Below are 21,705 nucleotides of genomic sequence, written 5' to 3'. Positions count from 1 at the left end.
ATCACTCCAGGTTATGGCCTGAGCGCCCCGGGCGAAAGTCCGGAGAGTCCGGTTCGAGGCCCAGCCTGTCCGCGAGCGCGCCGTACGCCTCGATGATCCCCAGGCCGTACGGGTCGTCGCCGAGCGCGCCGAGTGTGTCCCGCCCCAGCCGCCACTGGGCCTTCGCGGCCTCGTGATCACCGAGTTTGCGGTGGTCCTCGGCGAGGTTCAGGTGCAGCGACGGGTAGAATCCGCGCACGGCCAGCGTCGCGTGGTACTCCTTGGCACGTTCGTCGGTGAGCGAATCGGCCGCCGCGAGAGCGCGCAGATCCCAGGCGAGTTCGTCGGCCGGGTCGTCGCACACGTCGGCCATGTAGTGCGCGAGCGCGCACCGGTGGAGCGGGTCACCGTCCTCGCCGATCCGTTCCCACAGCGCCGCGAACTTCTCGCGCGCGCCGGCGCGGTCACCGGAGATGTGCAGCTGGAGGCCGGTGTTGATCTCGGCCATCACTTCGTCGGTCATTTGACATCCGAGGCCGGGGCAGCCCAGGTGTTGCACGCCGACGTCGTCTTCCCGGAGAACCCGGCCTTCGCCCATTTCATCTGGTTACGACGGCTGCCGTGGGTGTCGCTGTCGTCGGCGCGGCCGTAATCGTCGAGGGCGGCGTTGGCCAGCGACCTGCTGATCGACCCACGCCCCGCGGCGGCGGCGAGGGCGAGCGCGCCGAAACAGTTCGCCTGCAGCTCGATGCGGCGGACCAGTTCCTTGTCGGCGGGCGAGTTCTCCTCCGGCGACGACATCTTCTCCGCGGCGGCCGACAGGATCCCGCTGGAACGCTGGATGTGGTGCCCGTACTCGTGGGCCATCGTCGCGAGATGGCGGGACCGCTCGAGGCCCGCGTCGCCCAGCATCCACTGGGTCGGCGCGTAGATCGTGGTGTCGCCACCGCAGTAGTAGGCGACGGCCTCGTTCTCGCCCGGCGCCTTCCCGCAGGCGCTGGTCTCGGGCAGCGTCACCTGCACGGTCACCGGCAGTGCGGGCTCGTTCGCCTGGTCCAAGGCAGGCTTCCAGGCTTCGGCCAGGCACGACACGAACGTCTTGTAGTACGTCTCCAGTTTCGACGGCTCGCGGCTGATCGCGGGCAGCCGGCAGGTGACCGCGCCGAGCGCGACCCCGTCCGCCAGCAGCGGGTTCGTCTCGAGTTCCCGCACCTCCTTGGGCGCGGGCTTCGCGTTCCCTGCCGGCGCCTTGGCCCCTTCCGAGGTGTATAGGCCGGGCACCGGGAGGGCCTGGCCGTCGACCGTCCGCGGTCCGCCCGCCATCGCCATCCCGGTGGCGGTCAGCGCGGCGACGATGAGCAGACCGACCACGGCGGCCCCCGGGTTCCGGCGAGGCGGCGAAGGCGTGAACGGTCCGGGTACCTCGTCGGTGCCGGTCATGGTGTCCCCCAATGTGCGAGTCCACAGCATACGGAGCAGAAGCGGGTCAGGCGAAGAACGGGCACCTGGTGGCGCGCGGGCCGCGGCCCCGGCGAGACTGTGGGTATGAGTGACGAGGACCCGTACCTGTGGCTGGAAGACGTGACCGGCGAAGAAGCGCTGGGCTGGGTGCGAGCCCGCAACGCCGAGGCTCTCGCGGAACTGGCGGGCGGCGAACGGTTCGGCGGGATCCGTGACGAGGTCCGCGAGGTCCTCGACGCCGACGACCGGATCCCGTACATCCGGCGCCGCGGCGAATACCTGTACAACTTCTGGCAGGACTCGGCCAACCCCCGGGGTCTGTGGCGCCGCACCACCCTGGAGCAGTACCGCCTCGACACGCCGGAGTGGGAACTCCTCCTCGACGTCGACGCGCTGGCCGAGGCCGAGGGCGAGAACTGGGTGTGGCAGGGCGCTGCCGTCCTCCGCCCGGGTTATGACCGCGCGCTGGTCGAACTGTCGCGGGGCGGCGCCGACGCGACGGTCGTCCGCGAGTTCGACCTCGACGAGCGCCGGTTCGTCGAAGACGGGTTCTTCGTGCCCGAGGCCAAGACCAGGATCGGCTGGATCGACCGCGACCGCGTCTACATCGGCACCGATTTCGGTCCGGGGACGCTGACCGATTCGGGCTATCCGAGGCTGGCCAAGGAATGGCGGCGCGGCACCCCGCTCGAAGAGGCGACGGTGGTCTTCGAGGGCAAGGCGGACGACGTCTCGGTGTCCGCACACCACGACCCGACCGAAGGATGGGAGCGTGACTTCGTCTACCGGTCGATCGACTTCTATCGCACGGAAAGGTATGTCCGGACGGCCGCCGGGCTCGACCGCATCGAGGTCCCCGAAGACGCGCAGACGTCCTCGCACCGCGAGTGGCTGCTGATCCGGCTTCGCTCGGACTGGACCATCGAAGGCACGACGTACCCCTCCGGTGCTCTGCTCGCCTCCGGATTCGACGCGTTCATGGCGGGCGAGCGCTCCTTCACGACCCTGTTCACGCCGGACGCGCACACGTCCCTGGAGTACTGGGTGTGGACGCACAACCACCTGCTGCTCTCGACCCTGTCCGATGTCCGGACGGACCTGCGCGTGCTCACGCCGTCCGACGGCTGGACCTCCCGCCCGCTCGCCGGCGCCCCGGAACTGGGCACCGCGCAGATCACCGGCACCGACCCCGACGTCAGCGACGAGTACCTGCTCGATTCCAGCGGCTACACCCAGCCGTCGACGCTGAGCTACGGGCACGTCGGGGGCGACGTCGAGGTCCTCAAACGCGCTCCCGCGTTCTTCGACAGCGAGGGCATGACGGTCACGCAGTACTTCGCGACATCCGAAGACGGCACGAAGATCCCGTACTTCGTCGTACGCCCCTCCGATGCCGAGGGCGGGCCGACCCTGCTGACCGGCTACGGCGGCTTCGAGGTCTCCCTGACCCCCGGCTACAGCGGCATCATCGGCCGCGGCTGGCTCTCGCGCGGCGGCACCTACGTCGTCGCGAACATCCGCGGCGGCGGCGAATACGGGCCGGACTGGCACACCTCGGTGACGAAAGCCAAGCGGTACAAGGTGTACGAGGACTTCTCGGCCGTCGCCGCCGACCTCGTCGAGCGCGGCATCAGCGAGCCCGCGCGCCTCGGCATCCAGGGCGGCAGCAACGGCGGGCTGCTGATGGGTGTCATGCTGACGCGCTACCCGCATCTGTTCGGCGCGATCGTGAGCCAGGTGCCGCTGCTGGACATGAAGCGGTACCACAAGCTCCTCGCGGGCGCGTCGTGGATGGCCGAGTACGGCGACCCCGACGATCCGGCGGAATGGGACTTCATCGGGAGGTACTCGCCATACCAGAACGTCCACGCCGGACGCGAGTACCCGCCGGTCCTGTTCGTCACCTCCACCAGGGACGACCGCGTCCATCCCGCGCATGCCCGCAAGATGGTCGCGCGGATGCTGGAGCAGGGACACGACGTGCGGTACCACGAGAACATCGAGGGTGGGCACGGCGCGGCGGCCGACAACGAGCAGCTGGCGTTCAAATGGGCGCTGATGCTCGAATTCCTGTGGGAGAAGCTCGCCTGACGTGTCAGGAAAGGGTCGTTCAGGACAAGAAATGTCCTGAACGACCCTTTCCTGACACTCGGCTCACTCCGCCACCTTCGCCAGCACCACCCCTCCGACGATCAGTGCCATCGCCGCGAACCGGCCGAAACCGATCGGGTCCTTGTTGATCACGATGCCGAACACGATCGCGCCCACCGCGCCGATACCGGTGAAGACGGCATACGCGGTCCCGACCGGGAGCGAGTCCATCGCCTTCGACAGCAGGTAGACCGCGGCGACACCGAGCACGAAGCACAGCACGGTCGGCCAGAACCGGGTGAAGTTCTCCGTCGGCTTGATGCTCTGCGACCAGGCGACCTCGACGACTCCCGCCAGCAGCAGGATTCCCCAGCCCATCAGGCTTCCTTTCCGGCCGAAGCCAGCTTTTCGGCGCCGAGGAGCGCCTGGTCCCGCGACGCGATCCGTTCGGGATCGCGCGGGCTCAGCCGCGGGTCGACGAGGGCGTTCGTCAGTTCGGAGTTCAGGAACGTGACGTCCCGGACGTCGTAGTGCCCGGCGAAGAAGTCGCGAAGGTAGCGCTCGTGGTGGTCGGCAGGCTCCCGCGGCGTGCCGGGCAGGTAGGTTCCGCCGCGCGCTCCCGCGACCACGAAAGCCTTACCCGCCAAGGACATCTTGGGGAACGTGACCTGGTCGATCCACAGCTTGAGCGTCGCGGGGATCGAGAAGTTGTACATCGGCGCCCCGATCAGCACGACGTCGGCGGCGAGCAGTTCGGCCAGCAGCGGCTCGATGACCGCCCAGGCCTCGCGCTGCTCCGGCGTCTTCACCACCGAGGCGTAGCCGACCGGGTCGGTGATCCCGGCCTGGAGGAGGGCGTCGCAGATCTCGGTCCAGGCCTGGCCGATCGGTGGCACCGGGTCGGCCGCCACGTCGCGGTAGGTGTAGCCCGCGCCCGGGTTCGCGGCGCGCCAGACCTCGGCGAAACGAGCACTCAGCTCGCGGGAGAACGACGCGCTGCGGGCACTGGAGTCGAGGTGGAGAAGGTGGCTCATCGGGACCTCCCGGACCAGGAAGTGGACACGGCGTCCACTTGCTTCGCCGGGTACAAGTGGACGCCGCGTCCGGATATTCCCTAGGCTGCGAACATGCCGACGGAAGATCTGCTCGCGAACGGCCCGGGACGGGAACGCTCGGACGCCGCCCGCAACCGAGCGAAGATCCTGAAGGCCGCCGAAGAGCTCTTCGCGGCGCGCCCGGCCGCGGACGTCACGATGGAGGACATCGCCCAAGCGGCCGGGGTCGGCCGGGCGACGCTGTACCGCCGCTACCCGGACCGCTCGGCGATCGCCGTCGCCCTGCTGGACGAGCACGAGCGGGAATTACAGGAGCGGCTGCTCACCGGCCCTCCTCCCTTGGGACCCGGCGCGCCGCCCGCCGAGCGACTGGCCGCGTTCTACGCGGCGATGATCGGGCTGCTCACCCGGCACGCGCATCTCGTCCTCGGCAGCGAGGTCGGGCACTCGCGTTTCACCAGCGGGCCGTACCGGCTGTGGCGCACCCACGTCCGCCACCTCGCCGAGCAGGCGGAAGCGAAGGACCCGGACGCGCTCGCCGACATCCTGCTGGCGCCGCTCGCCGCGGACGTGTTCCTCCATCAAACGGGCGAACTCGGCCTGAGCGCGGAACGGATCACCGACGCACTGGCCGAACAGGCCCGGCGAGCGCTCGCCTGATCAGCCGGCGAGGCCGTCGACGACGAGCTTCATCACGGCCTGCCAGTGCTCGCGCTGCGCGGCACGCTCTTCCGGGCCGGCGAGCCGCTCCTGATGGAAGACCACGACCGTCTTGCCCGGCCCTGCCGGACGGAGCCCCACCTGGACCGTGCTCTCATGATCCCAGCCCTTCGGACGCCAGGTGAGGCGGATCTTCTCCTGTTCGCGGTAGCCGCGGACCTCGCCGACGGTGCCCTCGGCCGTCTCGTACGGCGCGCCCTTCTCGGGCTCCAGCCGCACGTCACCCAGCCAGGCCGCCAGGCCCGGACCCGAGATGTACTCCCAAACCCGCTCCAGCGGATACGCCACCGTCTTGGACACGCCGATCTCCCAGCCCGCGTCCTTCGTCTTGCCGATCATCACGCCTCCGCCGTAACCGTCTTACCTGGTTTCCGAAACCGACTATAGTGGTTACATGACTCCGGGAACAAGACTGCTCGTCAACGCCCAGGGTGAGCGGTACCGGTTCGATCCGGGCAGCCTCAGCCTCGAACTCATGCTGACCGGCGGCCCGGGCCCGTACGAGCGCTACGAAATCGCGCACACGCCGTCCGCCCTCGCAGAGTGGTTCAGCGGCTCACGGCTGGCGCTGACCGCTCCCCTGACCGACGTCCGGATCCGGCCCGCCGAACTCACCGCGCTCAAGGAACTCCGGGACACCCTTTACCGCGTCGCACCCGCCCTCTCCCGTGGCGAAGCGCCGTCGGACGACGACGTCGCCCTCCTGAACAGCGGAACCGCGGAGACCCCGAGGCCGCTCGTCGACCCGAAGACACGGCGGCTCGCCTGGGCACCGCCCGTCACCGGGAAACAACTTCTCGGTGCCGTCGCCCGCGACGCCATCGGCCTCGTCGCGGGCGAGCGGTCCGGCCGCGTCCGCGAATGTTCCGCGGACGACTGCTATCTGCTGTTCTTCGACACCTCCCGGTCGGGCAACCGCCGCTGGTGCTCGATGGAGCGCTGCGGCAACCGCGCCAAGATCCGGGCCTACCGGGCCCGCACCGAAACCGCGTGATCGCTAGGATTCCCGGCGATGCAGGGTGAGACGAAACTGGAACAGCGCGTCGTGGAGACGGCGGAAAAGCTGCTGGCAAAACGGAAATCGGTGACCGCGCTCGACATTCTGAGCGGTATCGGCTGGCTGCCGGAGAACGTGGTCAAAAGCTGGCATCAGGGGCGGATCCCCGATCTGTCCACGGCCTTGCCCGTGAGCGCGGAGAAACTGGAGTTCGCTCTCGGCGCGCTTCACCGGTGGACGCGGGAAAAGGCCCTCGAAAGCTCGGAGATCGAGCATGTCGGCGCGACCCGCGACCGGGCGGTCCTCCGGGTGACTTCGGGTGAACTGGCCGGTCTCGAGCCGCTGTTCCGGACGCAGTGGCTCATGCCGGGACTGTCCGAAGCCAAACGTGCGCAAGTGCTCGCCCGGCAACGGAAAACGCCGGATCTCGTCGTCTCCGTGGCACTGAAGGACTGGACGTGCGCCGACTGCGGCGGCACCGGCGATCTGCTGTTCATGGAGAACGAAAAGCCGCACTGCCTCGACTGCGCCGATCTCGGTCACCTGGTCTTCCTGCCCGCCGGCGACACCGCGCTGACCCGCCGGGCGAAAAAGGCGAGCCGGCTCTCCGCCGTGGTCGTCCGCTTCAACCGGTCACGGAAACGCAGTGAGCGGCAAGGACTCCTGGTCGAGGAAGCGGCGCTGCGCGGCGCCGAGGAACAATGCCTCGCCGACGAGGACGTCCGGGAACGGCGCCGCGACCGGGATCGCGAACGCCGCGTCCACGAAGACGTCGAGTTCACCGCCCGGTTCCACACCGCGATCACGGAGATGTTCCCCGGCTGCCCGCCGGAGCGGGCACGCGCCATCGCCGAACACGCCGGCCAGCGAGGCAGTGGCCGGGTGGGCCGGTCCGCCGCCGGGCGGGAACTGGCCGAACGAGCGGTGTTCCTCGCCGTCGTCGCCTCGATCCGGCATCTGGACACCGAGTACGACGACCTCCTCATGGCGGGTGTGGACCGGCAGGCCGCCCGCGACCGCATCCGCACCACCATCGACGCGGTGCTCGAACGCTGGCGTTCCTGACCGCTGTCACGTTCCGGGCGAGGGCCTCGTCCAGTGGGCATGTTCACCGCATATCTCATCGTGGCCATCGTCGCGATCGCGAGCAACGCCGGGATCGCCGCCGCCGACTTGGCACGTGCCCCGTTCGTCCTCAAGAACTCGGCCGAGGTCAACGTGCCCGAATCCTGGATCCCGGCACTCGCCTCCCTGAAGGCCGCGGGTGCCGCAGGGCTGCTGCTCGGCCTGCTCGGGGTGCCGTTCCTCGGGACCGCGGCCGCGGTCGGGCTCGTGCTGTTCTATCTCGGCGCCGTCCTCACCCACGTACGGGCCCGCGTCCTCTACAACATCGCCTTCCCCGCCGGTCTCTTCGCGCTGGCCGTGGCGACCCTCGTCCTCGATCTCGCTCAGGCGAGGTAGGGACCGAAGTGTTCGGCGACGACGTCCGCGACCGCCTCGGCGCCTTCCGAACCGTCGACCCACAGCACCCGGATGCCGAGTTCCTTCGCGGTACGGACGGCGTCCTCGGCGACGAGCCGATCCCGCTCGATCCGGTTGCGCTGCGCGCGTTCGGGATCGCTGACCCGGTGCGCCACCGCGGCGGCACGGGGCAGCGCGCGAAGGTCGTCCAGCACCCATTCGAACCGTACCGGGAACCGGGCGATCGTGTCGGCGGCCATCCGTTCGGGAGTGGTGTCCACCCATACGGTCTCCGGGTCAGGATCCGTGGTGGGCAGACCATCGCGGACGCGGTGCGCGATGCGACGGTCCTGATGGCCGCGGGCGTCGTGGAAGTCGTAGTGGTAGACGGTGATGCCGTGGCGGTGCGCCAACAGCCGGGAAACGGTGGACTTTCCCGCCCACTGGCCACCGCAGATCCAGAGCGCCTGCTCGAGCGTGCCGAACGGATCGCTGATTTCGCCGTCGATGATCACTGATCCCCTCCCTGACGCGATCGTACGTGCCAAGCTCGAGGGGTTCACGATTTCAGGGGGAGCCACTGTGACAGCACCACGTTACCGACCCGACCGCCGCGGCAGGCATCTCGAGGACTGGCGACTGCGGCCGTCGGATTCCGCACGATTCCTCGAATACCGCGGCATCCCGGCCACCGCCGATCACGTACTCGGTGTCCTGCCCAGAGCCAGGAAGGTCGGGACCTTGAAACACGACGCCGAGTGGCCGTACCGGATCCGCATGGACTTCGAGCCCGACCGTTCACTGAACGATTTCATGGACTTCCTGAAAGAGGTCCTAGTCATCCAGATCGAGCAACAGGGCTACGTCGACGCGGCGATCGCGCTGGACTTCTACCGGCGGCCGGTCGAAGAAGAATCGTCAGGGACCGTCCACACCGACACGGGAAGCCTGCTTCGGAAGATCAAGGATTACGCCCCGACCGAGCAAGAAGAGTGGAATCTTGCGGGACAGGCGCTGTGCGACTCGTTGAGTGACGTGGTGGTCCGGCATGAGTGGTTCAACGAAGCCACTCGTATTCTCGCCGTCCCCGGCCACACCCGGGCCAAGCGCTCGGTCAGCGTCATGCTCGGCGCGCTCCTCTCTCAAGAACTCGGCATTCCGCTGACCACTGTCGAACCGAAGAGCGAGGATCGGAAACCCGCCAAGAACATGACACCTGAAGAACGTAAAGCGTTGCTCCACGAATTCCGGGTCGAGGAAGACCTCGAAGGCCGGACGGTCCTCGTTCTCGACGACATCTATCACACCGGGTACACGATGGCCGGAGTCGCCAACGCGGCCAAAAGAGCCGGAGCCACCACGGTCCTGGGCCTGGCCGCTGCCAGGAACCTCCGCCGCTAGATCGACGACGCGAGCCTCTGCGGGGACGGCGAATCGCCATCCCCGCACAGCTCGTGAACCTAGCTGCAGCCGGACGTCGCTCCGCACCCTTCGCAGGCGTAGCAGGAACCGGCGGGCCGCATCTTGGTGCCGCAGGTCATGCAGAGCGGCGCGTCGGAGGCGGTGCCGAGGTTCAATTCGACCAGTTCCGCCGTCGAATGCGCCACCTTGGCCGGCTCCGCGGATGACGAGTCCACAGTGGACCGAAGGGCGTCGAGGTCGACGTTCTCCGGTTCGGCGGCGGGTGCCGCGCCGTAGTTCGCCTCGACCTGTGCCGAACGTTCGTCGGCGGTGAAGATGCCGAGCTGCGAACGCTTTTCGTACGGCAGGTAGTCCAGCGCCAGCCTGCGGAACAGGTAGTCCATGACGCTGGTGGCGATGCGGATGTCCGGGTCGTCGGTCATGCCGGCGGGCTCGAAGCGCAGGTTGGAGAACTTCGAAACGTAGAACTCCAGCGGGATCCCGTGCTGCAGGCCGACGGAGATCGACATCGAGAACGCGTCCATCACGCCCGAGAGGGTCGATCCCTGTTTGCCGAGCTTCACGAAGATCTCGCCGAGGCCGTCGTCCGGGTACGAACCGGCGTGCAGATAACCCTCGGCGCCGCCGACGGTGAACGACACCGTCTGGCTGGGGCGCTTCTTCGGCAGGCGCTTGCGGACCGGCCGGTACTCGACGACCTTTTCGGCCTCGGGCTCGGCCTTCTCCTTCTTGCCGGTCGACAGCGGCTGGCCGACCTTGCAGTTGTCGCGGTAGATCGCGAGCGCCTTGAGGCCGTACTTCCAGCCCTGGAAGTAGATCTCCTCGACCTCTTCGACGGTCGCCGACTCCGGCATGTTGACCGTCTTGGAGATCGCGCCGGACAGGAACGGCTGCACCGCTGCCATCATCCGGACGTGCCCCATCGGCGCGATGGACCGCTCCCCCACCGCGCAGTCGAACACCTCGTAGTGTTCCTGGCGCAGGCCGGGAGCGTCGACGACGTGGCCGTGCTGGGCGATGTACTCGACGATCGCCTCGATCTGCTCGGCCTGGTAGCCGAGTGAGGCCAAGGCGCGCGGGACTGTCTGGTTGACGATCTGCATCGAACCGCCGCCGACCAGTTTCTTGAACTTGACCAGCGAGAAGTCCGGCTCGATGCCGGTCGTGTCGCAGTCCATCATGAAGCCGATGGTGCCGGTGGGGGCGAGCACCGAGGCCTGCGCGTTGCGCCAGCCGCTGGTCTCGCCCAGTTCGATACCGCGCTTCCATTCCTGGGTCGCGAGCGCGCGGACCGCGGCGTCGTTCGAGTGGTAGGTCCGCACCAGTTCGTTGGCGGCGGCGTGCTTGCGCATGACCCGCTGGTGCGCCTCGGCGTTGCGCGCGTAGCCCTCGTACGGCCCGACGACGGCGGCGAGTTCGGCGGAACGCCGGTACGAAACACCGGTCATCAGCGACGTGATCGCGGCGGCGAGCGCGCGGCCGCCGTCGGAGTCGTACGCGTGCCCGAGCGCCATCAGCAAGGCGCCGAGGTTCGCGTAGCCGATGCCCAGCTGGCGGAACTTGCGGGTGGTGTCGCCGATCGCCTCGGTCGGGAAGTCGGCGAAGCAGATCGAGATGTCCATCGCGGTGATGACCAGCTCGACGGCCTTCGCGAACAGCGGCGCGTCGAAACCGCCGTCCTCGGTGGCGAACTTGAGCAGGTTCAGCGAGGCGAGGTTGCAGCTGGAGTTGTCCAGGTGCATGTACTCCGAGCACGGGTTGGACGCGGTGATCCGGCCCGACTCGGGGCAGGTGTGCCAGTCGTTGATCGTGTCGTCGTACTGCAGGCCAGGGTCGGCGCATTCCCAGGCGGCCCGCGCGATGGTGCGGAACAGCTTCTTGGCGTCGACCCGGTCGATGACCTCGCCGGTCGTCCGGGATCGCAGGCCGAAGTCGCCCTCTGTCTCGACAGCCTGCATGAACTCGTCGGAGACGCGGACCGAGTTGTTCGCGTTCTGGTACTGGACGGAGGCGATGTCCGAGCCGGAAAGGTCCATGTCGAACCCGGCGTCGCGGAGGACCTTGATCTTCTCCTCTTCACGGGCCTTGGTCTGCACGAACTCCTCGACGTCCGGGTGGTCGACGTCGAGCACGACCATCTTCGCCGCGCGCCGGGTGGCGCCACCGGACTTGATGGTGCCCGCGGAGGCGTCGGCACCGCGCATGAAGGAGACCGGACCGGAGGCGGTGCCACCGGAGGACAGCAGCTCACGCGAGGAACGGATGCGGGAGAGGTTCAGGCCGGCGCCGGAGCCGCCCTTGAAGATCAGGCCCTCTTCGCGGTACCAGTTGAGGATCGACTCCATGGTGTCGTCGACCGAGAGGATGAAACACGCCGAGACCTGCTGCTTCGACGTCGTGCCGACGTTGAACCACACCGGCGAGTTGAAGCTGAACACCTGGTGCAGCAGCATCCAGGTCAGCTCGTGCTCGAAGACCTCGGCGTCGGCGGGGCTCGCGAAGTAGCCGTGTTCGCGACCGGCGTTCACGTAGGAGTGGACGACGCGGTCGATCAGCTGCTTGAGGCTCTGCTCCCGCTGGGGTGTGCCGACGGCGCCGCGGAAGTACTTGCTGGTGACGATGTTCGTCGCGTTGACCGACCAGAAGCCGGGAAACTCGACACCGCGTTGTTCGAAGTTGACCGTACCGTCACGCCAGTTCGTCATCACGACGTCCCGGTTCTCCCAGGTGACCTGGTCGTACGGGTGGACGCCCTCGGTGGTGAAGACACGCCGCACGGTGAGCCCGCCGGCCTGTTTCTTCTTCCCGCTCGTCCGCGTTGTGGCCGGGTTGCCTGTTCCCACGGTCTCGGTCATGGGTCTTTCCCTCACTCCCACGCGGGAGGCGGCATCAGCCGTCTTTCGCGTCTTGATCGCTCTCGTCCGGTGTGGCAGCCATGGCCTCACGAAGGTCCGAGATCTCCTTCTCGAAGTCCTCGACCGAGGAGAAGGAGCGGTAGACACTGGCGAACCGGAGATAGGCGACGCCGTCGAGTTCGCGCAGGGGGCCCAGGATCGCCAGGCCGACCTCGTGACTCGGGATCTCCGCCAGCCCCGCCGACCGGATCGATTCTTCGACCCGCTGCGCGAGCTGCTGCAGCGCGTCGTCGTCGACCGGCCTGCCCTGACAGGCGCGGCGCACCCCCCGGACCACCTTGTCCCGGCTGAACTGCTCGGTGACCCCGGATCGTTTGACGACGGCGAGCACCATCGTCTCCGAAGTGGTGAAGCGCCGGCCGCAAGCGGCGCACGAGCGCCTCCGCCGGATCGCCTGACCCTCATCCACCTCTCGGGAGTCGACGACCCGAGAGTCCGCATGCCGGCAGAACGGGCACCTCATCCGCCGATCACCTTCCCCTCCGCGCCGGCCGGTCCCGAATGGACGCCCGTCCCGCCGCCACGCAACGACGAAAGATCGACATGTGGATCGATCCGTGGACATCCGGTGGGTGAACACCGGCCAGCTGTGGACAACTGGTACCGAGTCTACCCCAAGCTATGGACCAACTACAGCCATGTAACTACTACATATAGCGGTGGAGACTAGAACGCAGGTCGGGCACACGCAAGCGCAACAGCCCTGCCGTTCAGACACCAATGAGGAGCTCACCCACGAGGGGTGAAAACGACATGAGGATCACCTCCCGCCCTTCGCGACCTCGGCCGCGACCGGCACCGTGAGCGGCAATCCGGGGACGAGAACGGCGTCTTCCAGGGCGTTGAGTTCCTTGATTCTGGCGACGACCGCGCCAGTGTCACTTTCTGGCGCGAAACGCGCCGCGAGATCGGACAGGGTGTCCCCCGCGGAAACGGACACCGTCGTGGTCCGTTCGGGCACCGCGGCGCCGGGAACACCGGCCAAGAACAGACCCAATCCGGTGATGACCCCGGCGACGAGCAGGGCCATCCCGACGAGCGAGGGCCACCTGAGCGGGAGCCGCCGCGGCGCCGGGCAAGCCGGGGAGGCGGTGGCCACGCCGGGACGGCGGCCCGCCACGACCCGCGCCCTGGTCGGCGGGCGCAAGGGCTCGGCACGCCCGCCCCGCACCACCCGCACGGGCCGGGTCGCCCCTGCCGGAACGGACCTGGGGGAACTGGGCCGCACCAGTCCTCGATCGGCCAGAATCGACATCGGAACCTCCTCGCAACTCCTGCTGCGCTCGCACCGGGCCGGGACCCGGCGATCAAGATCGAACAGGCGTTCTATCGAACGCCCGTGCGAATGTGTACCACCTCCCACCGACAAAAATCGAGCGACACGGCGTGTCCATCGAACAGATGTTTGAAATCGTCGTCCCGGCGGGCTAACGTCGTTGACCAGGGCGTCTGCTGCGCGGACGCCGCCGGTGCCGTGGGCGGGGAAGATCGTCCGCCACCGGCGAAGACACGCGAAGTCGGTCCGGGCGACCGGACGTACTGGGAGGCGACGCAGAGATGAAGGAGCGAGACGGTGGCTAAGGAGAGCAAGGCGGGGAACGCGCCTAGGGGCTCGGGCAAGGTGCGCGCCTTGCCCGAGGTCTACGAGGTGGACGAGACCCTGACCGTGCGGCAGCAGCAGGTGCTCGACGTGATCAAACTGTGGGTGAGCCGGTTCGGCTACCCGCCGAGTGTGCGTGAGATCGGCGAGGCGGTCGGGCTGACCTCCACTTCGTCGGTGTCGCACCAGTTGCAGGCCCTGCAGCGCAAGGGTTATCTGCGACGCGACCCGAACCGCCCGCGTGCGGTGGGGGTGCTCGCCACGACGGACGACAACCCGATGGGCATCGACGTCGAGCAGCCCCAGTCGGCCGCGAAGGCCGCGTACGTGCCGCTCGTCGGCCGGATCGCCGCCGGTGGGCCGGTGCTGGCTGAGCAGGCGATCGAAGACGTCTTCCCGCTGCCGAGGGAGATCGTCGGCGAGGGTGAACTCTTCCTGCTGAGCGTCACCGGTGACTCGATGGTCGACGCCGCCATCACCGATGGCGACTGGGTCGTCGTGCGCCAGCAGCCCACGGCCGATCCGGGCGAGATCGTGGCGGCGATGATCGACGGCGAGGCGACGGTCAAGACGTTCAAGCGCAAGGACGGCCACATCTGGCTGATGCCGCACAACGAGGCGTACGAGCCCATCCCGGGTGACGACGCCACGATCCTCGGCAAGGTCGTCGCCGTTCTTCGCAGGCTGTAGTCCGGAGCCGGAGCACGCCGGGATCCCGGGTCACCCGACCCGGGTCAGACTCGGCAGCTTCGGCAGGCTCTTCGGTCAGGCGCGCCGCTTGCGCAGCCTGCCGACCAGGAGAAGGCCGCCGATCACGACGACCGCGGCGATCCCGACCTGCACGTACGGGAAGTCGGCCCCCTGGCCAGAGCCACCGGCCGCGGAGGTCCCGCCCGACGTGCTGCCCTCGGACTTCGCCGCGTCCACGGCGAGTGCGGCCGCGCCCTTCACCGCACGGATCTGCTCGCCGACGCCCTCCCCGCCGGACAGCAGCGTCCCGTCCGGATCGAAGGCGATCGCCTCGCCCTGCTTCTCGTTCGGCAGGGGCACGCGCACGGGTTCGCGCTGCAGCGCGCTCTTCAGGTCTCCGTCGGTGACGGCGTAGAGGTAGGCATCCGTGTAGGTGCGCAACGCGACCACCGAGCCGTCGGCCATCGAGGCCGCGCCGGTCACCGTCATCGAGCCGATCGACCCGACGGGTCCGCCCGGCGTCGAAGTCTCTTTGATCTGCAGCGACCCCACGCTCTCCAGCGGAGTCGGGCCAGGGCTGGCGAGCGGCCCCGTCGGCCGGTACACCTTCGCGTCGCCGAAGACGTCCTTGGTGATCAGGTACGGCGTGCCCGTACGGTCCATGATCAGCGCTTCGACGTCGTGCTGCCCGTCGGGATAGGTGAGCCGGTGCAGCGTGGCCTTGCCTTGGGGGGTCAGCGAGATCAGCGCGACCGTGTCCCGCCGCTTGCGGTTGTCGCCGGTGTCGGAAAGCCAGAAGGTGCCGTCGGCGGTGCGGGCGAGATCCTCGGGGTCGTACGGGTCCGTCGCGGCCGAGATGACCTTCTGGACCTTGCAGTCGCGGCCGAGGACGAAGACCTGCGTCTTGGTTCCGCCGTCGTTGAGGGCGTACAGATGCTCTCCGTCGGAGACCAGGCCGGAGAGTTCGCTGAGCCGGGAGTCGCTGTTCTTGCACACCGGCTGCGGCGCCGGGACCTCCTGAGCCAGGGCGGGAGCCGTCCCGCCGATGAACGCCGCCAGCATGACCGCGGCCGCGACAATCCCCCGCACATCCACCTCCGTACCGTGGAACCCCTGAAGCCCCACACTACGGAGACGTCCGGGACGGCGCGCAGTTCGGTGCGGATGCCGAGATGGGGCGGAATGTCGCGAAGGCCACTTTCAGCGGCGAGCGTCGAACTCGACCAGCCAGCTCCGGAAGTCGACCGGACCGTGCAGATAGTCGGCAGGCAAGGTCATCAGATCGGCGCCGAACAACCAGTCCAGTGCGTCCCAGACCAAGCCGTCATCGACGCGGTGGGCGTCTTCGACGATCCACGGGCGGGCCCAATCGGAGGCTTCCGCGCGCGTAGCCGCACCGGTCGCAAGGTCTTCCAGCACCTTTCGCACTTCAGCACGCGTCGGCACCGGCGCGGATTCACGCATGAGGCCTCCCTGCATGGAACGACGTGAAGGCCCCCTTCCCTACCTTCAGGGTAGGGAAGGGGGCCTTCACGTACTTGCTTACAGAGCCGAGTTCGTCTGGAATTCGCTCAGCGCCGCGGCCAGCTCGGGCCTGCCGCGGACGACCAGGCGCGTACCGGTCTCTACGTGCTCTTCCTCCAGCACCTCGCCGTCGGCGTGGGCTCGGGAGACGAGCTCGCCTCGCGAGTACGGGATCAGCACCTCGACCACGACCTCGGGCCTTGGCAGCTTCTCCGCGATCACCTCGGCCAACTCCGTGATCCCGGTGCCGGTCCGCGCCGAAACCTGCACCGAACCGGCCATCTGGTGCCGCAACCGGGCCAGCGACACCTCGTCGGCGGCGTCGGCCTTGTTGATCACCAGCAGCTCCGGTGGGAGCGGCTCGGAACGGCGCTTCGTGATCTCGGCGAGCACTTCGCGCACCGCGTTGACCTGCTCTTCGGGCGTCGGGTCGGAACCGTCGACGACGTGCACGAGCAGGTCGGCGCTCGCCGCCTCCTCCAGCGTCGAGCGGAACGCGTCCACCAGCTGGTGCGGCAGGTGCCGGACGAAACCGACCGTGTCGGTCAGCGTGTAGGTGCGGCCGTCAGGGGTCTGCGCCCGCCGGGTCGTCGGATCCAGCGTGGCGAACAGCGCGTCCTCGACCAGCACCCCGGCGCCGGTCAGCGCGTTGAGCAGGCTCGACTTGCCGGCGTTGGTGTAGCCGACGATCGCGACGCTCGGCACCTCGTTGGCCACCCGGCGACCGCGTTTGGTCTCGCGGATGGTGTCCATCGCGGCGATCTCGCGGCGCAGCTTCGACACGCGCTTGTTGATCCGCCGCCGGTCGGTTTCGAGCTTCGTCTCACCGGGACCGCGCAGACCCACACCGCCGTTGGCGCCGCCCGCCCGGCCACCGGCCTGCCGGGACAGCGCCGCACCCCACCCGCGAAGCCGCGGGATCAGGTACTGCAGCTGGGCCAGCTCGACCTGCGCCTTGCCCTCCTTGGAGCGGGCGTGCTGCGCGAAGATGTCGAGGATCAGGGCGGTGCGGTCGATGACCTTCACCTTGACCTTCTCCTCCAGCTGGCGCAGCTGACCGGGCGAAAGCTCCCCGTCGCAGATCACCGTGTCGGCACCGGTGGCCGCCACGATCTGGCGCAGTTCCTTGACCTTGCCCGAGCCGATGTAGGTGGCGGGATCCGGGCGGATCCGCCGCTGCACCAGGCCTTCCAGCACCTCGGAGCCTGCCGTTTCGGCCAGCCGGGCGAGTTCGGCGAGCGAGGCTTCGGACTGGAGGGCGCTGCCCTCGGTCCACACACCGACCAGAACGACGCGCTCCAGGCGCAACTGCCGGTATTCGACCTCGGTGACATCCGCGAGTTCGGTGGACAGGCCCGCTACCCGGCGGAGCGAGGCGCGGTCCTCGAGCTCCAGTTCGCCGGTCGATGGGTCCATGTCGTTCAGATCGTTGTGTGTCAGTTCCGTCATCGTGCCTCCATGGTCCCACGTTTCGGCGGCGGGACCGAATTCATTACCTGCTGGGATACTTCGACAGGTAGATGGCCGTGCGTTTCGCGTCCGGGTCGACCGGCCGCGAGATGAAGTCGTCGACGAGCTCCATCAGCCTTGTTTCGAACTCGGCGATCTGCTCGTCCGGCACCTGGACGACCATGCGCGTCTGCTGCACCTCGTCGAATCCCACGTCGGCGATCTCGGCCAGATAAGCCTCGAAGATCGCCTGATCGATCCCCCTGTCGCGGGAATCAAGATGCCACGACAACCCGGTCGAGCGATACGGAATTTCTTTCGCGCCGCGCGTGCCGCGTCGCGGCGGGAGCGCTTCGAGGAACCCCGTGTCGACGAGCTTGCGCACGTGGTGCAGCGTCGTCGCCGGGTCGCGATCGAGTCGTTCGGCGAGTTCCTTGTTGGTCAGCGCCTCTGAGTACGTCAACCGGATGATGCGCAGCCTTATTCCGGAGGCCATGGCGGCGATCTCGGCCTCGGTGGCGGCACGTCGTGGAGTGGGCACGGAGACAGCCTAGAGCCGAAAGTGATTGACAGTTTCCAATCACTCACGCCAAGGTGGCGTCGTGCGCAGAGACTCCCTCTTCTTCCACGCGGACTTCCGGCGGCTCTGGGCGGGTGACACCGCCAGCCAGGTGGGCGCTTTCGCCGGGCACACCGTGATCCCCCTGCTCGCGGCCACCGTGCTGGCCGCGACGCCGTTCCAGATGGGGCTGCTGACCGCCGCCGAGACCATCGCGTTCCTGATCATCGGGCTGCCCGCCGGGGTGTGGGTGGACCGGATGCGGCGGCGGATGCTCATGCTGCGGGCCGACTTCGTCCGCGCGGCGTTGCTGTTCACCGTTCCGGTCGCCTGGTGGGCCGGCGTGCTGTCGCTGACGCAGCTCATCATCGTCGCCACGCTGGTCGGGGTCGCGACGGTGTTCTTCGACGTCGCCTACCAGTCGTACTTGCCGTCGCTGGTCGGCCGGGAACATCTTCTCGAAGGCAACGCGAAACTCCAGGCCAGCCAGTCGGTCGCGTTCCTGACCGGACCTGGTATCGGCGGCGGGCTCGTGCAGCTGGCGGGCGCGGCCAACGCCGTGCTGATGACCGGGGTGGGCTTCCTGACCTCCGCGCTGTGCCTGCTGCGGATCCGCACCGTCGAAGAGGTCCCCGAACGGCAGGCCGATGAGAAGCTGCTCCCCCAGATCGTCGAAGGACTGCGCTTCGTGTTCACCGACGCGGCCCTGCGCTCGATCGTCGCCTGCACCGCGACGGCCAACCTGGCCAACGGCGCCTTCACCACCGTGCAAATCCTGTTCCTGAACCGGGAAGTCGGCCTGTCGCCGGCGGTCATCGGTGTCGTACTGGCGACCGGTGGCGTGGGCGGGATCATCGGGGCGATCCTGGCCGGGCGTATCACCCGGCGGATCGGGCAAGCCCGCTCGATCTGGTTCGTCCCGCTGTTGACCTGGCCGTTCCAGCTTCTGCTCCCGCTCGCCGCGCCGGGCTGGCGGATCGTGCTGTTCCCCGCGGCGCTGGCGATCGCGGGGTTCGGGATCATCGTCTACAACGTCGCGCAGGTGTCCTACCGGCAGGCCGTCTGCCCGGACCGGCTGCTCGGCCGCATGAACGCCAGCGTGCGCTTCGTGGTGTGGGGCATGCTGCCGCTGGGCGGGCTGGTCGGCGGTGTGCTGGGTGAGGCGATCGGGATCCGGGGAACGCTGTGGTTCGCCGCGGTCGGCGAGGCGGCCGCGGTGCTGTGGGTGGTCTTCTCGCCGATCCGGAAGCTTCGCGACCTTCCCAAGGAGCCGATCGCGGTCGGTTAACCGAGCCCGGCCCACCAGGTTTCGTCGAGTTCTCCGCGGGCGACGATCTCCGCCGGGCCGGTCAGCGTGGACCCGCCGCGATGGACTTCGACCGCCACGCGGCCACCGGGGATGTCGACGGTCGCTTCGCCGGTGTCGGTGCCCGCGAGGTGCAGTGCGGCGGCGACCGCGGCGACCGTGCCGGTGCCGCAGGACCGCGTCTCGCCGACGCCGCGTTCGTGGACGCGCATCTTCAGCGCGTTGTCGCCCAGCAGGTTGATGAACTCGAGGTTCACGCCGTCAGGGAACACGTCGGAGTCGAAGTCGGGCTGGTCGCGCAGGTCGAGCACGTCGACGTCGTCCTCGACGACCGACACGAGATGCGGATTGCCGACGTTCACCGCGACACCGGAGAACGGCTTCCCGGCGACCACGGTGACCGAAGTACCGGTGATGGTCGCGGGCCCCATCCGCACGGCCACCGATCCGTCCGCGTGCATCCGGACCGGCCGGTCGCCGGCGCGGGTGCCGATGACGAAGTCGCGCTCGGACACGAGCCCGGAATCGACCAGGTGGCGGACGAAGACCCGGACGCCGTTGCCGCACATCTCCGCGATGGACCCGTCGGCGTTGCGGTAGTCCATGAACCATTCGCCGCCGGACTCGACGCCCAGTGCGGACGACCGCACGATCCGGAGCACACCGTCGGCGCCGAGACCACGCCGACGGTCGCACAGCGCCGCCACCCGCGCTTCGGTCAGCTCGAGGCGGCCGTCGGGGTCGGGAAGCAGCACGAAATCGTTCTGTGTGCCGTGTCCCTTAAGGAATTCGATGCCGCCCATACCCGCAAGATTACTGGGCCGTCGCTTCGAGGACGCGCTCGGCCAGCCGCTCCGAACCGCCGTCGAACCACTGGATGCGGTTGTCCCGCCGGAACCAGGAACGTTGCCTCCGCACGAACCGCCGGGTGGCTTGCGCGGTGGCCTCGGAAGCGACCTGGAAGTCGCCGTCGCCGTCGAGCGCGGCGATCACCTGCTGGTAGCCCAACGCCCTCGACGCGGTGAGCCCGTCGCGGAGTCCGCGGCCCAGCAACGTCCGGACCTCGTCGACGAGTCCGGCTTCGAACATGAGCTCCACGCGGCGATCGACGCGGGCGTCGAGTTCGGCCGGTTCGCGGTCGATGCCGATCAGGACCGTGTCGTAGCGCGCGGGTCCCGGTTTCGGCAGGTTCGCCGAGAAAGGTTCGCCGGTGATCTCGATGACCTCCAGCGCGCGCACGATCCGGCGGCTGTTGGTCGGCAGGATGGCCGTGGCGGCCACGGGGTCGAGTTCGGTGAGCCGGGCGTGCATCGCGGCGGCGCCGATTTCGTCGGCTTCGGCGGTCAGCCGGGCGCGCACGTCCGGATCGGTGCCCGGGAACTTGAGGTCGTCGAGCACGGCTTGGACGTAGAGACCCGATCCGCCGGTGAGGATCGGCACGCGGCCGGCGTCGAGGAGTTCTTCGACGCGCTGACGTGCGTCGCGCTGGTATGCGGCGACGGACGCCGTCTCGGTGACGTCGAGGACGTCCAGCAGGTGATGCGGCACGCCCCGCCGCTCTTCGGGGGTCGCCTTGGCCGTCCCGATGTCCATCCCGCGGTACAGCTGCAACGCGTCCGCGTTGACCACCTCACCCCCGAGGGTGAGGGCGAGTTCGACCGCCAGGGCGGTCTTCCCGGTCGCCGTGGGCCCGACGACCGCGACCGGCCGGATCACGCGTGCTCCCAGACCGCGACGTGGTAGCCGACGCCGAACGGCGCGGCGGAGTAGAGGACCTCGGCGGTCCAGTCCCCGTCCGCCGCCAGTCCGGCGAGGACCTGCCAGGGCGCGCGGCCGCCCGCCCCGAGTTCGGCCGCCAGGACCGGGTCGAGTGCGGACAGGACGCCCGTGTCCGCCTTGGCCAGCGCGTCGCGGATCCCGGCGTCGAAATCCCCCGCGCGCTCGTCTTCGCCGCCGGGGGAACGCGGACCGTGCCGGCTCGAACCGTCGCCGAGGACGAGTATCGCGGCGGGCTCTCCCAGCCCGCTGGCGAACTCTTCGCACTGGTCGGAGGGAGTGGCGGGATCGACGAGGCGGACTCGGACGGACGACGCGCCGCCCTGCTCACGCAGCCAGCCGGCCACGAGCGCGGGCAACGGCAGCTCGGTTTCGGGAGCAGTCACCCGGCTGAGTGAGACTCCGAGGTCGACGCCGAATCCCCGGAAGGAGCCGCTCGCGTGCTCCGGCACCTCGGGCGCCCCCGTGGCCGCGCCGATGACGATCCAATCCGGCGAAACGCTGGTCAGGCGCCTCGCGGCGTCCAGGCAGGCTTCGCGCAGCTCGGCGCACTCGTCCGCCGCTCCGGCGGCGAGTTCGGGGATGAGCAGCGGGGGTTGCGGGAGCACGGCGACACGGCGGATCACGGCCGCCGACGTTACCTTCCCCGCCTCCCGGCACCGGCAACCGACCGACACGGAAGGTCCTCCGGAAGTAGGAT

At 68.7% G+C, this 21,705-nt stretch carries 24 protein-coding genes; 8 read left to right on the top strand and 16 right to left on the bottom strand.

Annotated features, from left to right (window positions below; genetic code table 11):
* Position 1: 1 nt before the first annotated feature.
* Both AC069I_RS22875 and AC069I_RS22870 read right to left on the bottom strand, forming a co-directional pair.
* Positions 2 to 502, bottom strand: coding sequence for a hypothetical protein (locus AC069I_RS22875; protein WP_478228708.1), 501 nt, complete (start codon positions 500 to 502; stop codon positions 2 to 4).
* Positions 499 to 1,419 (bottom strand): neutral zinc metallopeptidase, encoded by a 921-nt coding sequence (locus AC069I_RS22870; RefSeq protein ID WP_478266356.1) that lies wholly within the window; start codon positions 1,417 to 1,419, stop codon positions 499 to 501. The genes AC069I_RS22875 and AC069I_RS22870 overlap by 4 nt, the downstream gene beginning before the upstream one ends.
* A 105-nt stretch (positions 1,420 to 1,524) precedes the next feature.
* Here AC069I_RS22870 and AC069I_RS22865 point away from each other — a divergent pair, with 105 nt between their 5' ends.
* On the top strand, positions 1,525 to 3,531 hold the full coding sequence (locus tag AC069I_RS22865) for a prolyl oligopeptidase family serine peptidase (protein WP_478266355.1): 2,007 nt from the start codon (positions 1,525 to 1,527) through the stop codon (positions 3,529 to 3,531).
* Positions 3,532 to 3,594: 63 nt separating this feature from the next.
* On the opposite strand, the gene AC069I_RS22860 is transcribed toward AC069I_RS22865, so the two are convergent.
* Positions 3,595 to 3,909, bottom strand: coding sequence for a DMT family transporter (locus tag AC069I_RS22860; RefSeq protein WP_478228711.1), 315 nt, complete (start codon positions 3,907 to 3,909; stop codon positions 3,595 to 3,597).
* Positions 3,909 to 4,565: an FMN-dependent NADH-azoreductase gene (locus tag AC069I_RS22855; RefSeq protein WP_478266354.1), complete on the bottom strand. Its 657-nt coding sequence runs from the start codon at positions 4,563 to 4,565 to the stop codon at positions 3,909 to 3,911. Before AC069I_RS22855 ends, AC069I_RS22860 begins: the two co-directional genes overlap by 1 nt.
* 93 nt (positions 4,566 to 4,658) lie before the next feature.
* Between AC069I_RS22855 and AC069I_RS22850 the strand changes: the two genes are divergently transcribed.
* Positions 4,659 to 5,246, top strand: coding sequence for a TetR/AcrR family transcriptional regulator (locus tag AC069I_RS22850; protein WP_478228713.1), 588 nt, complete (start codon positions 4,659 to 4,661; stop codon positions 5,244 to 5,246).
* On the opposite strand, the gene AC069I_RS22845 is transcribed toward AC069I_RS22850, so the two are convergent.
* On the bottom strand, positions 5,247 to 5,645 hold the full coding sequence (locus tag AC069I_RS22845) for an SRPBCC family protein (protein ID WP_478266353.1): 399 nt from the start codon (positions 5,643 to 5,645) through the stop codon (positions 5,247 to 5,249).
* A 55-nt stretch (positions 5,646 to 5,700) separates the two neighbouring features.
* On the opposite strand from AC069I_RS22845, the gene AC069I_RS22840 reads away from it, so the two are divergent.
* Genes AC069I_RS22840 through AC069I_RS22830 form a run of 3 tightly spaced genes read left to right on the top strand, consistent with a single transcriptional unit; the run spans position 5,701 to position 7,764 of the window.
* Positions 5,701 to 6,300, top strand: coding sequence for a CGNR zinc finger domain-containing protein (locus tag AC069I_RS22840; protein WP_478266352.1), 600 nt, complete (start codon positions 5,701 to 5,703; stop codon positions 6,298 to 6,300).
* Between the two features lie 18 nt (positions 6,301 to 6,318).
* Complete coding sequence (locus AC069I_RS22835) at positions 6,319 to 7,368, top strand: DUF2293 domain-containing protein (RefSeq protein ID WP_478228716.1); 1,050 nt, start codon at positions 6,319 to 6,321, stop codon at positions 7,366 to 7,368.
* A gap of 39 nt (positions 7,369 to 7,407) precedes the next feature.
* Entirely contained in the window at positions 7,408 to 7,764 is a 357-nt protein-coding gene (locus AC069I_RS22830; RefSeq protein WP_340683312.1) for a DoxX family protein, read from the top strand.
* Here AC069I_RS22830 and AC069I_RS22825 read toward each other — a convergent pair.
* Entirely contained in the window at positions 7,752 to 8,279 is a 528-nt protein-coding gene (locus tag AC069I_RS22825) for a hypothetical protein (protein ID WP_478266351.1), read from the bottom strand. The genes AC069I_RS22830 and AC069I_RS22825 overlap by 13 nt on opposite strands.
* A 67-nt stretch (positions 8,280 to 8,346) precedes the next feature.
* Here AC069I_RS22825 and AC069I_RS22820 point away from each other — a divergent pair, with 67 nt between their 5' ends.
* Entirely contained in the window at positions 8,347 to 9,165 is an 819-nt protein-coding gene (locus AC069I_RS22820; RefSeq protein WP_478266350.1) for a ComF family protein, read from the top strand.
* Between the two features lie 59 nt (positions 9,166 to 9,224).
* On the opposite strand, the gene AC069I_RS22815 is transcribed toward AC069I_RS22820, so the two are convergent.
* From AC069I_RS22815 to AC069I_RS22805, 3 genes are all read right to left on the bottom strand, one after another.
* Positions 9,225 to 12,041: a vitamin B12-dependent ribonucleotide reductase gene (locus tag AC069I_RS22815; RefSeq protein ID WP_478228719.1), complete on the bottom strand. Its 2,817-nt coding sequence runs from the start codon at positions 12,039 to 12,041 to the stop codon at positions 9,225 to 9,227.
* 34 nt (positions 12,042 to 12,075) lie between these two features.
* The gene (gene nrdR, locus AC069I_RS22810) at positions 12,076 to 12,564 is read right to left on the bottom strand and encodes a transcriptional regulator NrdR (RefSeq protein ID WP_034311932.1); all 489 of its coding nucleotides are present in this window, start codon (positions 12,562 to 12,564) and stop codon (positions 12,076 to 12,078) included.
* 297 nt (positions 12,565 to 12,861) lie between these two features.
* Positions 12,862 to 13,356 (bottom strand): LysM peptidoglycan-binding domain-containing protein, encoded by a 495-nt coding sequence (locus AC069I_RS22805; protein ID WP_478228720.1) that lies wholly within the window; start codon positions 13,354 to 13,356, stop codon positions 12,862 to 12,864.
* Positions 13,357 to 13,674: 318 nt separating this feature from the next.
* Here AC069I_RS22805 and lexA point away from each other — a divergent pair, with 318 nt between their 5' ends.
* Positions 13,675 to 14,391, top strand: a complete 717-nt coding sequence (gene lexA / locus AC069I_RS22800) for a transcriptional repressor LexA (RefSeq protein WP_037343289.1) — start codon at positions 13,675 to 13,677, stop codon at positions 14,389 to 14,391.
* Positions 14,392 to 14,466: 75 nt separating this feature from the next.
* Here lexA and AC069I_RS22795 read toward each other — a convergent pair whose 3' ends face one another.
* The 4 genes from AC069I_RS22795 to AC069I_RS22780 form a co-directional block, all read right to left on the bottom strand.
* Positions 14,467 to 15,480 carry a hypothetical protein gene (locus tag AC069I_RS22795; RefSeq protein WP_478266349.1) on the bottom strand — a complete coding sequence of 338 codons (1,014 nt, stop codon included), beginning with the start codon at positions 15,478 to 15,480 and terminating at the stop codon, positions 14,467 to 14,469.
* Positions 15,481 to 15,591: 111 nt separating this feature from the next.
* Entirely contained in the window at positions 15,592 to 15,855 is a 264-nt protein-coding gene (locus AC069I_RS22790; protein WP_478228722.1) for a hypothetical protein, read from the bottom strand.
* Between the two features lie 78 nt (positions 15,856 to 15,933).
* On the bottom strand, positions 15,934 to 17,364 hold the full coding sequence (gene hflX / locus AC069I_RS22785; RefSeq protein ID WP_478266348.1) for a GTPase HflX: 1,431 nt from the start codon (positions 17,362 to 17,364) through the stop codon (positions 15,934 to 15,936).
* A gap of 43 nt (positions 17,365 to 17,407) precedes the next feature.
* Positions 17,408 to 17,905, bottom strand: coding sequence for an ArsR/SmtB family transcription factor (locus AC069I_RS22780; RefSeq protein WP_034311941.1), 498 nt, complete (start codon positions 17,903 to 17,905; stop codon positions 17,408 to 17,410).
* Between the two features lie 61 nt (positions 17,906 to 17,966).
* Here AC069I_RS22780 and AC069I_RS22775 point away from each other — a divergent pair, with 61 nt between their 5' ends.
* Positions 17,967 to 19,211 (top strand): MFS transporter, encoded by a 1,245-nt coding sequence (locus AC069I_RS22775; RefSeq protein WP_478228724.1) that lies wholly within the window; start codon positions 17,967 to 17,969, stop codon positions 19,209 to 19,211.
* On the opposite strand, the gene dapF is transcribed toward AC069I_RS22775, so the two are convergent.
* From dapF to AC069I_RS22760, 3 genes are read right to left on the bottom strand one after another with little or no spacing between them, the layout of a single operon-like run.
* Complete coding sequence (gene dapF, locus AC069I_RS22770) at positions 19,208 to 20,032, bottom strand: diaminopimelate epimerase (protein WP_478266347.1); 825 nt, start codon at positions 20,030 to 20,032, stop codon at positions 19,208 to 19,210. The genes AC069I_RS22775 and dapF overlap by 4 nt on opposite strands.
* 10 nt (positions 20,033 to 20,042) lie before the next feature.
* A complete protein-coding gene (miaA, locus tag AC069I_RS22765; RefSeq protein WP_478228726.1) occupies positions 20,043 to 20,945 on the bottom strand; it encodes a tRNA (adenosine(37)-N6)-dimethylallyltransferase MiaA in 903 nt (300 codons plus the stop codon).
* Complete coding sequence (locus tag AC069I_RS22760) at positions 20,942 to 21,631, bottom strand: class III extradiol dioxygenase subunit B-like domain-containing protein (protein ID WP_478266346.1); 690 nt, start codon at positions 21,629 to 21,631, stop codon at positions 20,942 to 20,944. The genes miaA and AC069I_RS22760 overlap by 4 nt, the downstream gene beginning before the upstream one ends.
* Between the last annotated feature and the right edge of the window lie 74 nt (positions 21,632 to 21,705).

The organism is Amycolatopsis sp. NPDC043885, from assembly GCF_056435685.1.
The sequence above is the reverse complement of the archived record's forward strand: the minus strand, read 5'-3'. Positions and strand labels throughout refer to the sequence as shown.

Bases quoted from the DNA above. Each gene is read 5' to 3' on its own strand.
- hflX (WP_478266348.1), bottom strand. From the start codon at position 17,364: ATGACGGAACTGACACACAACGATCTGAACGACATGGACCCATCGACC.
- AC069I_RS22860 (WP_478228711.1), bottom strand. From the start codon at position 3,909: ATGGGCTGGGGAATCCTGCTGCTGGCGGGAGTCGTCGAGGTCGCCTGG.
- AC069I_RS22815 (WP_478228719.1), bottom strand. From the start codon at position 12,041: ATGACCGAGACCGTGGGAACAGGCAACCCGGCCACAACGCGGACGAGC.
- AC069I_RS22855 (WP_478266354.1), bottom strand. From the start codon at position 4,565: ATGAGCCACCTTCTCCACCTCGACTCCAGTGCCCGCAGCGCGTCGTTC.
- AC069I_RS22840 (WP_478266352.1), top strand. From the start codon at position 5,701: ATGACTCCGGGAACAAGACTGCTCGTCAACGCCCAGGGTGAGCGGTAC.
- AC069I_RS22845 (WP_478266353.1), bottom strand. From the start codon at position 5,645: ATGATCGGCAAGACGAAGGACGCGGGCTGGGAGATCGGCGTGTCCAAG.
- AC069I_RS22875 (WP_478228708.1), bottom strand. From the start codon at position 502: ATGACCGACGAAGTGATGGCCGAGATCAACACCGGCCTCCAGCTGCAC.
- nrdR (WP_034311932.1), bottom strand. From the start codon at position 12,564: ATGAGGTGCCCGTTCTGCCGGCATGCGGACTCTCGGGTCGTCGACTCC.
- AC069I_RS22790 (WP_478228722.1), bottom strand. From the start codon at position 15,855: ATGCGTGAATCCGCGCCGGTGCCGACGCGTGCTGAAGTGCGAAAGGTG.
- AC069I_RS22850 (WP_478228713.1), top strand. From the start codon at position 4,659: ATGCCGACGGAAGATCTGCTCGCGAACGGCCCGGGACGGGAACGCTCG.
- AC069I_RS22835 (WP_478228716.1), top strand. From the start codon at position 6,319: ATGCAGGGTGAGACGAAACTGGAACAGCGCGTCGTGGAGACGGCGGAA.
- dapF (WP_478266347.1), bottom strand. From the start codon at position 20,032: ATGGGCGGCATCGAATTCCTTAAGGGACACGGCACACAGAACGATTTC.
- AC069I_RS22830 (WP_340683312.1), top strand. From the start codon at position 7,408: ATGTTCACCGCATATCTCATCGTGGCCATCGTCGCGATCGCGAGCAAC.
- AC069I_RS22805 (WP_478228720.1), bottom strand. From the start codon at position 13,356: ATGTCGATTCTGGCCGATCGAGGACTGGTGCGGCCCAGTTCCCCCAGG.
- AC069I_RS22870 (WP_478266356.1), bottom strand. From the start codon at position 1,419: ATGACCGGCACCGACGAGGTACCCGGACCGTTCACGCCTTCGCCGCCT.
- AC069I_RS22865 (WP_478266355.1), top strand. From the start codon at position 1,525: ATGAGTGACGAGGACCCGTACCTGTGGCTGGAAGACGTGACCGGCGAA.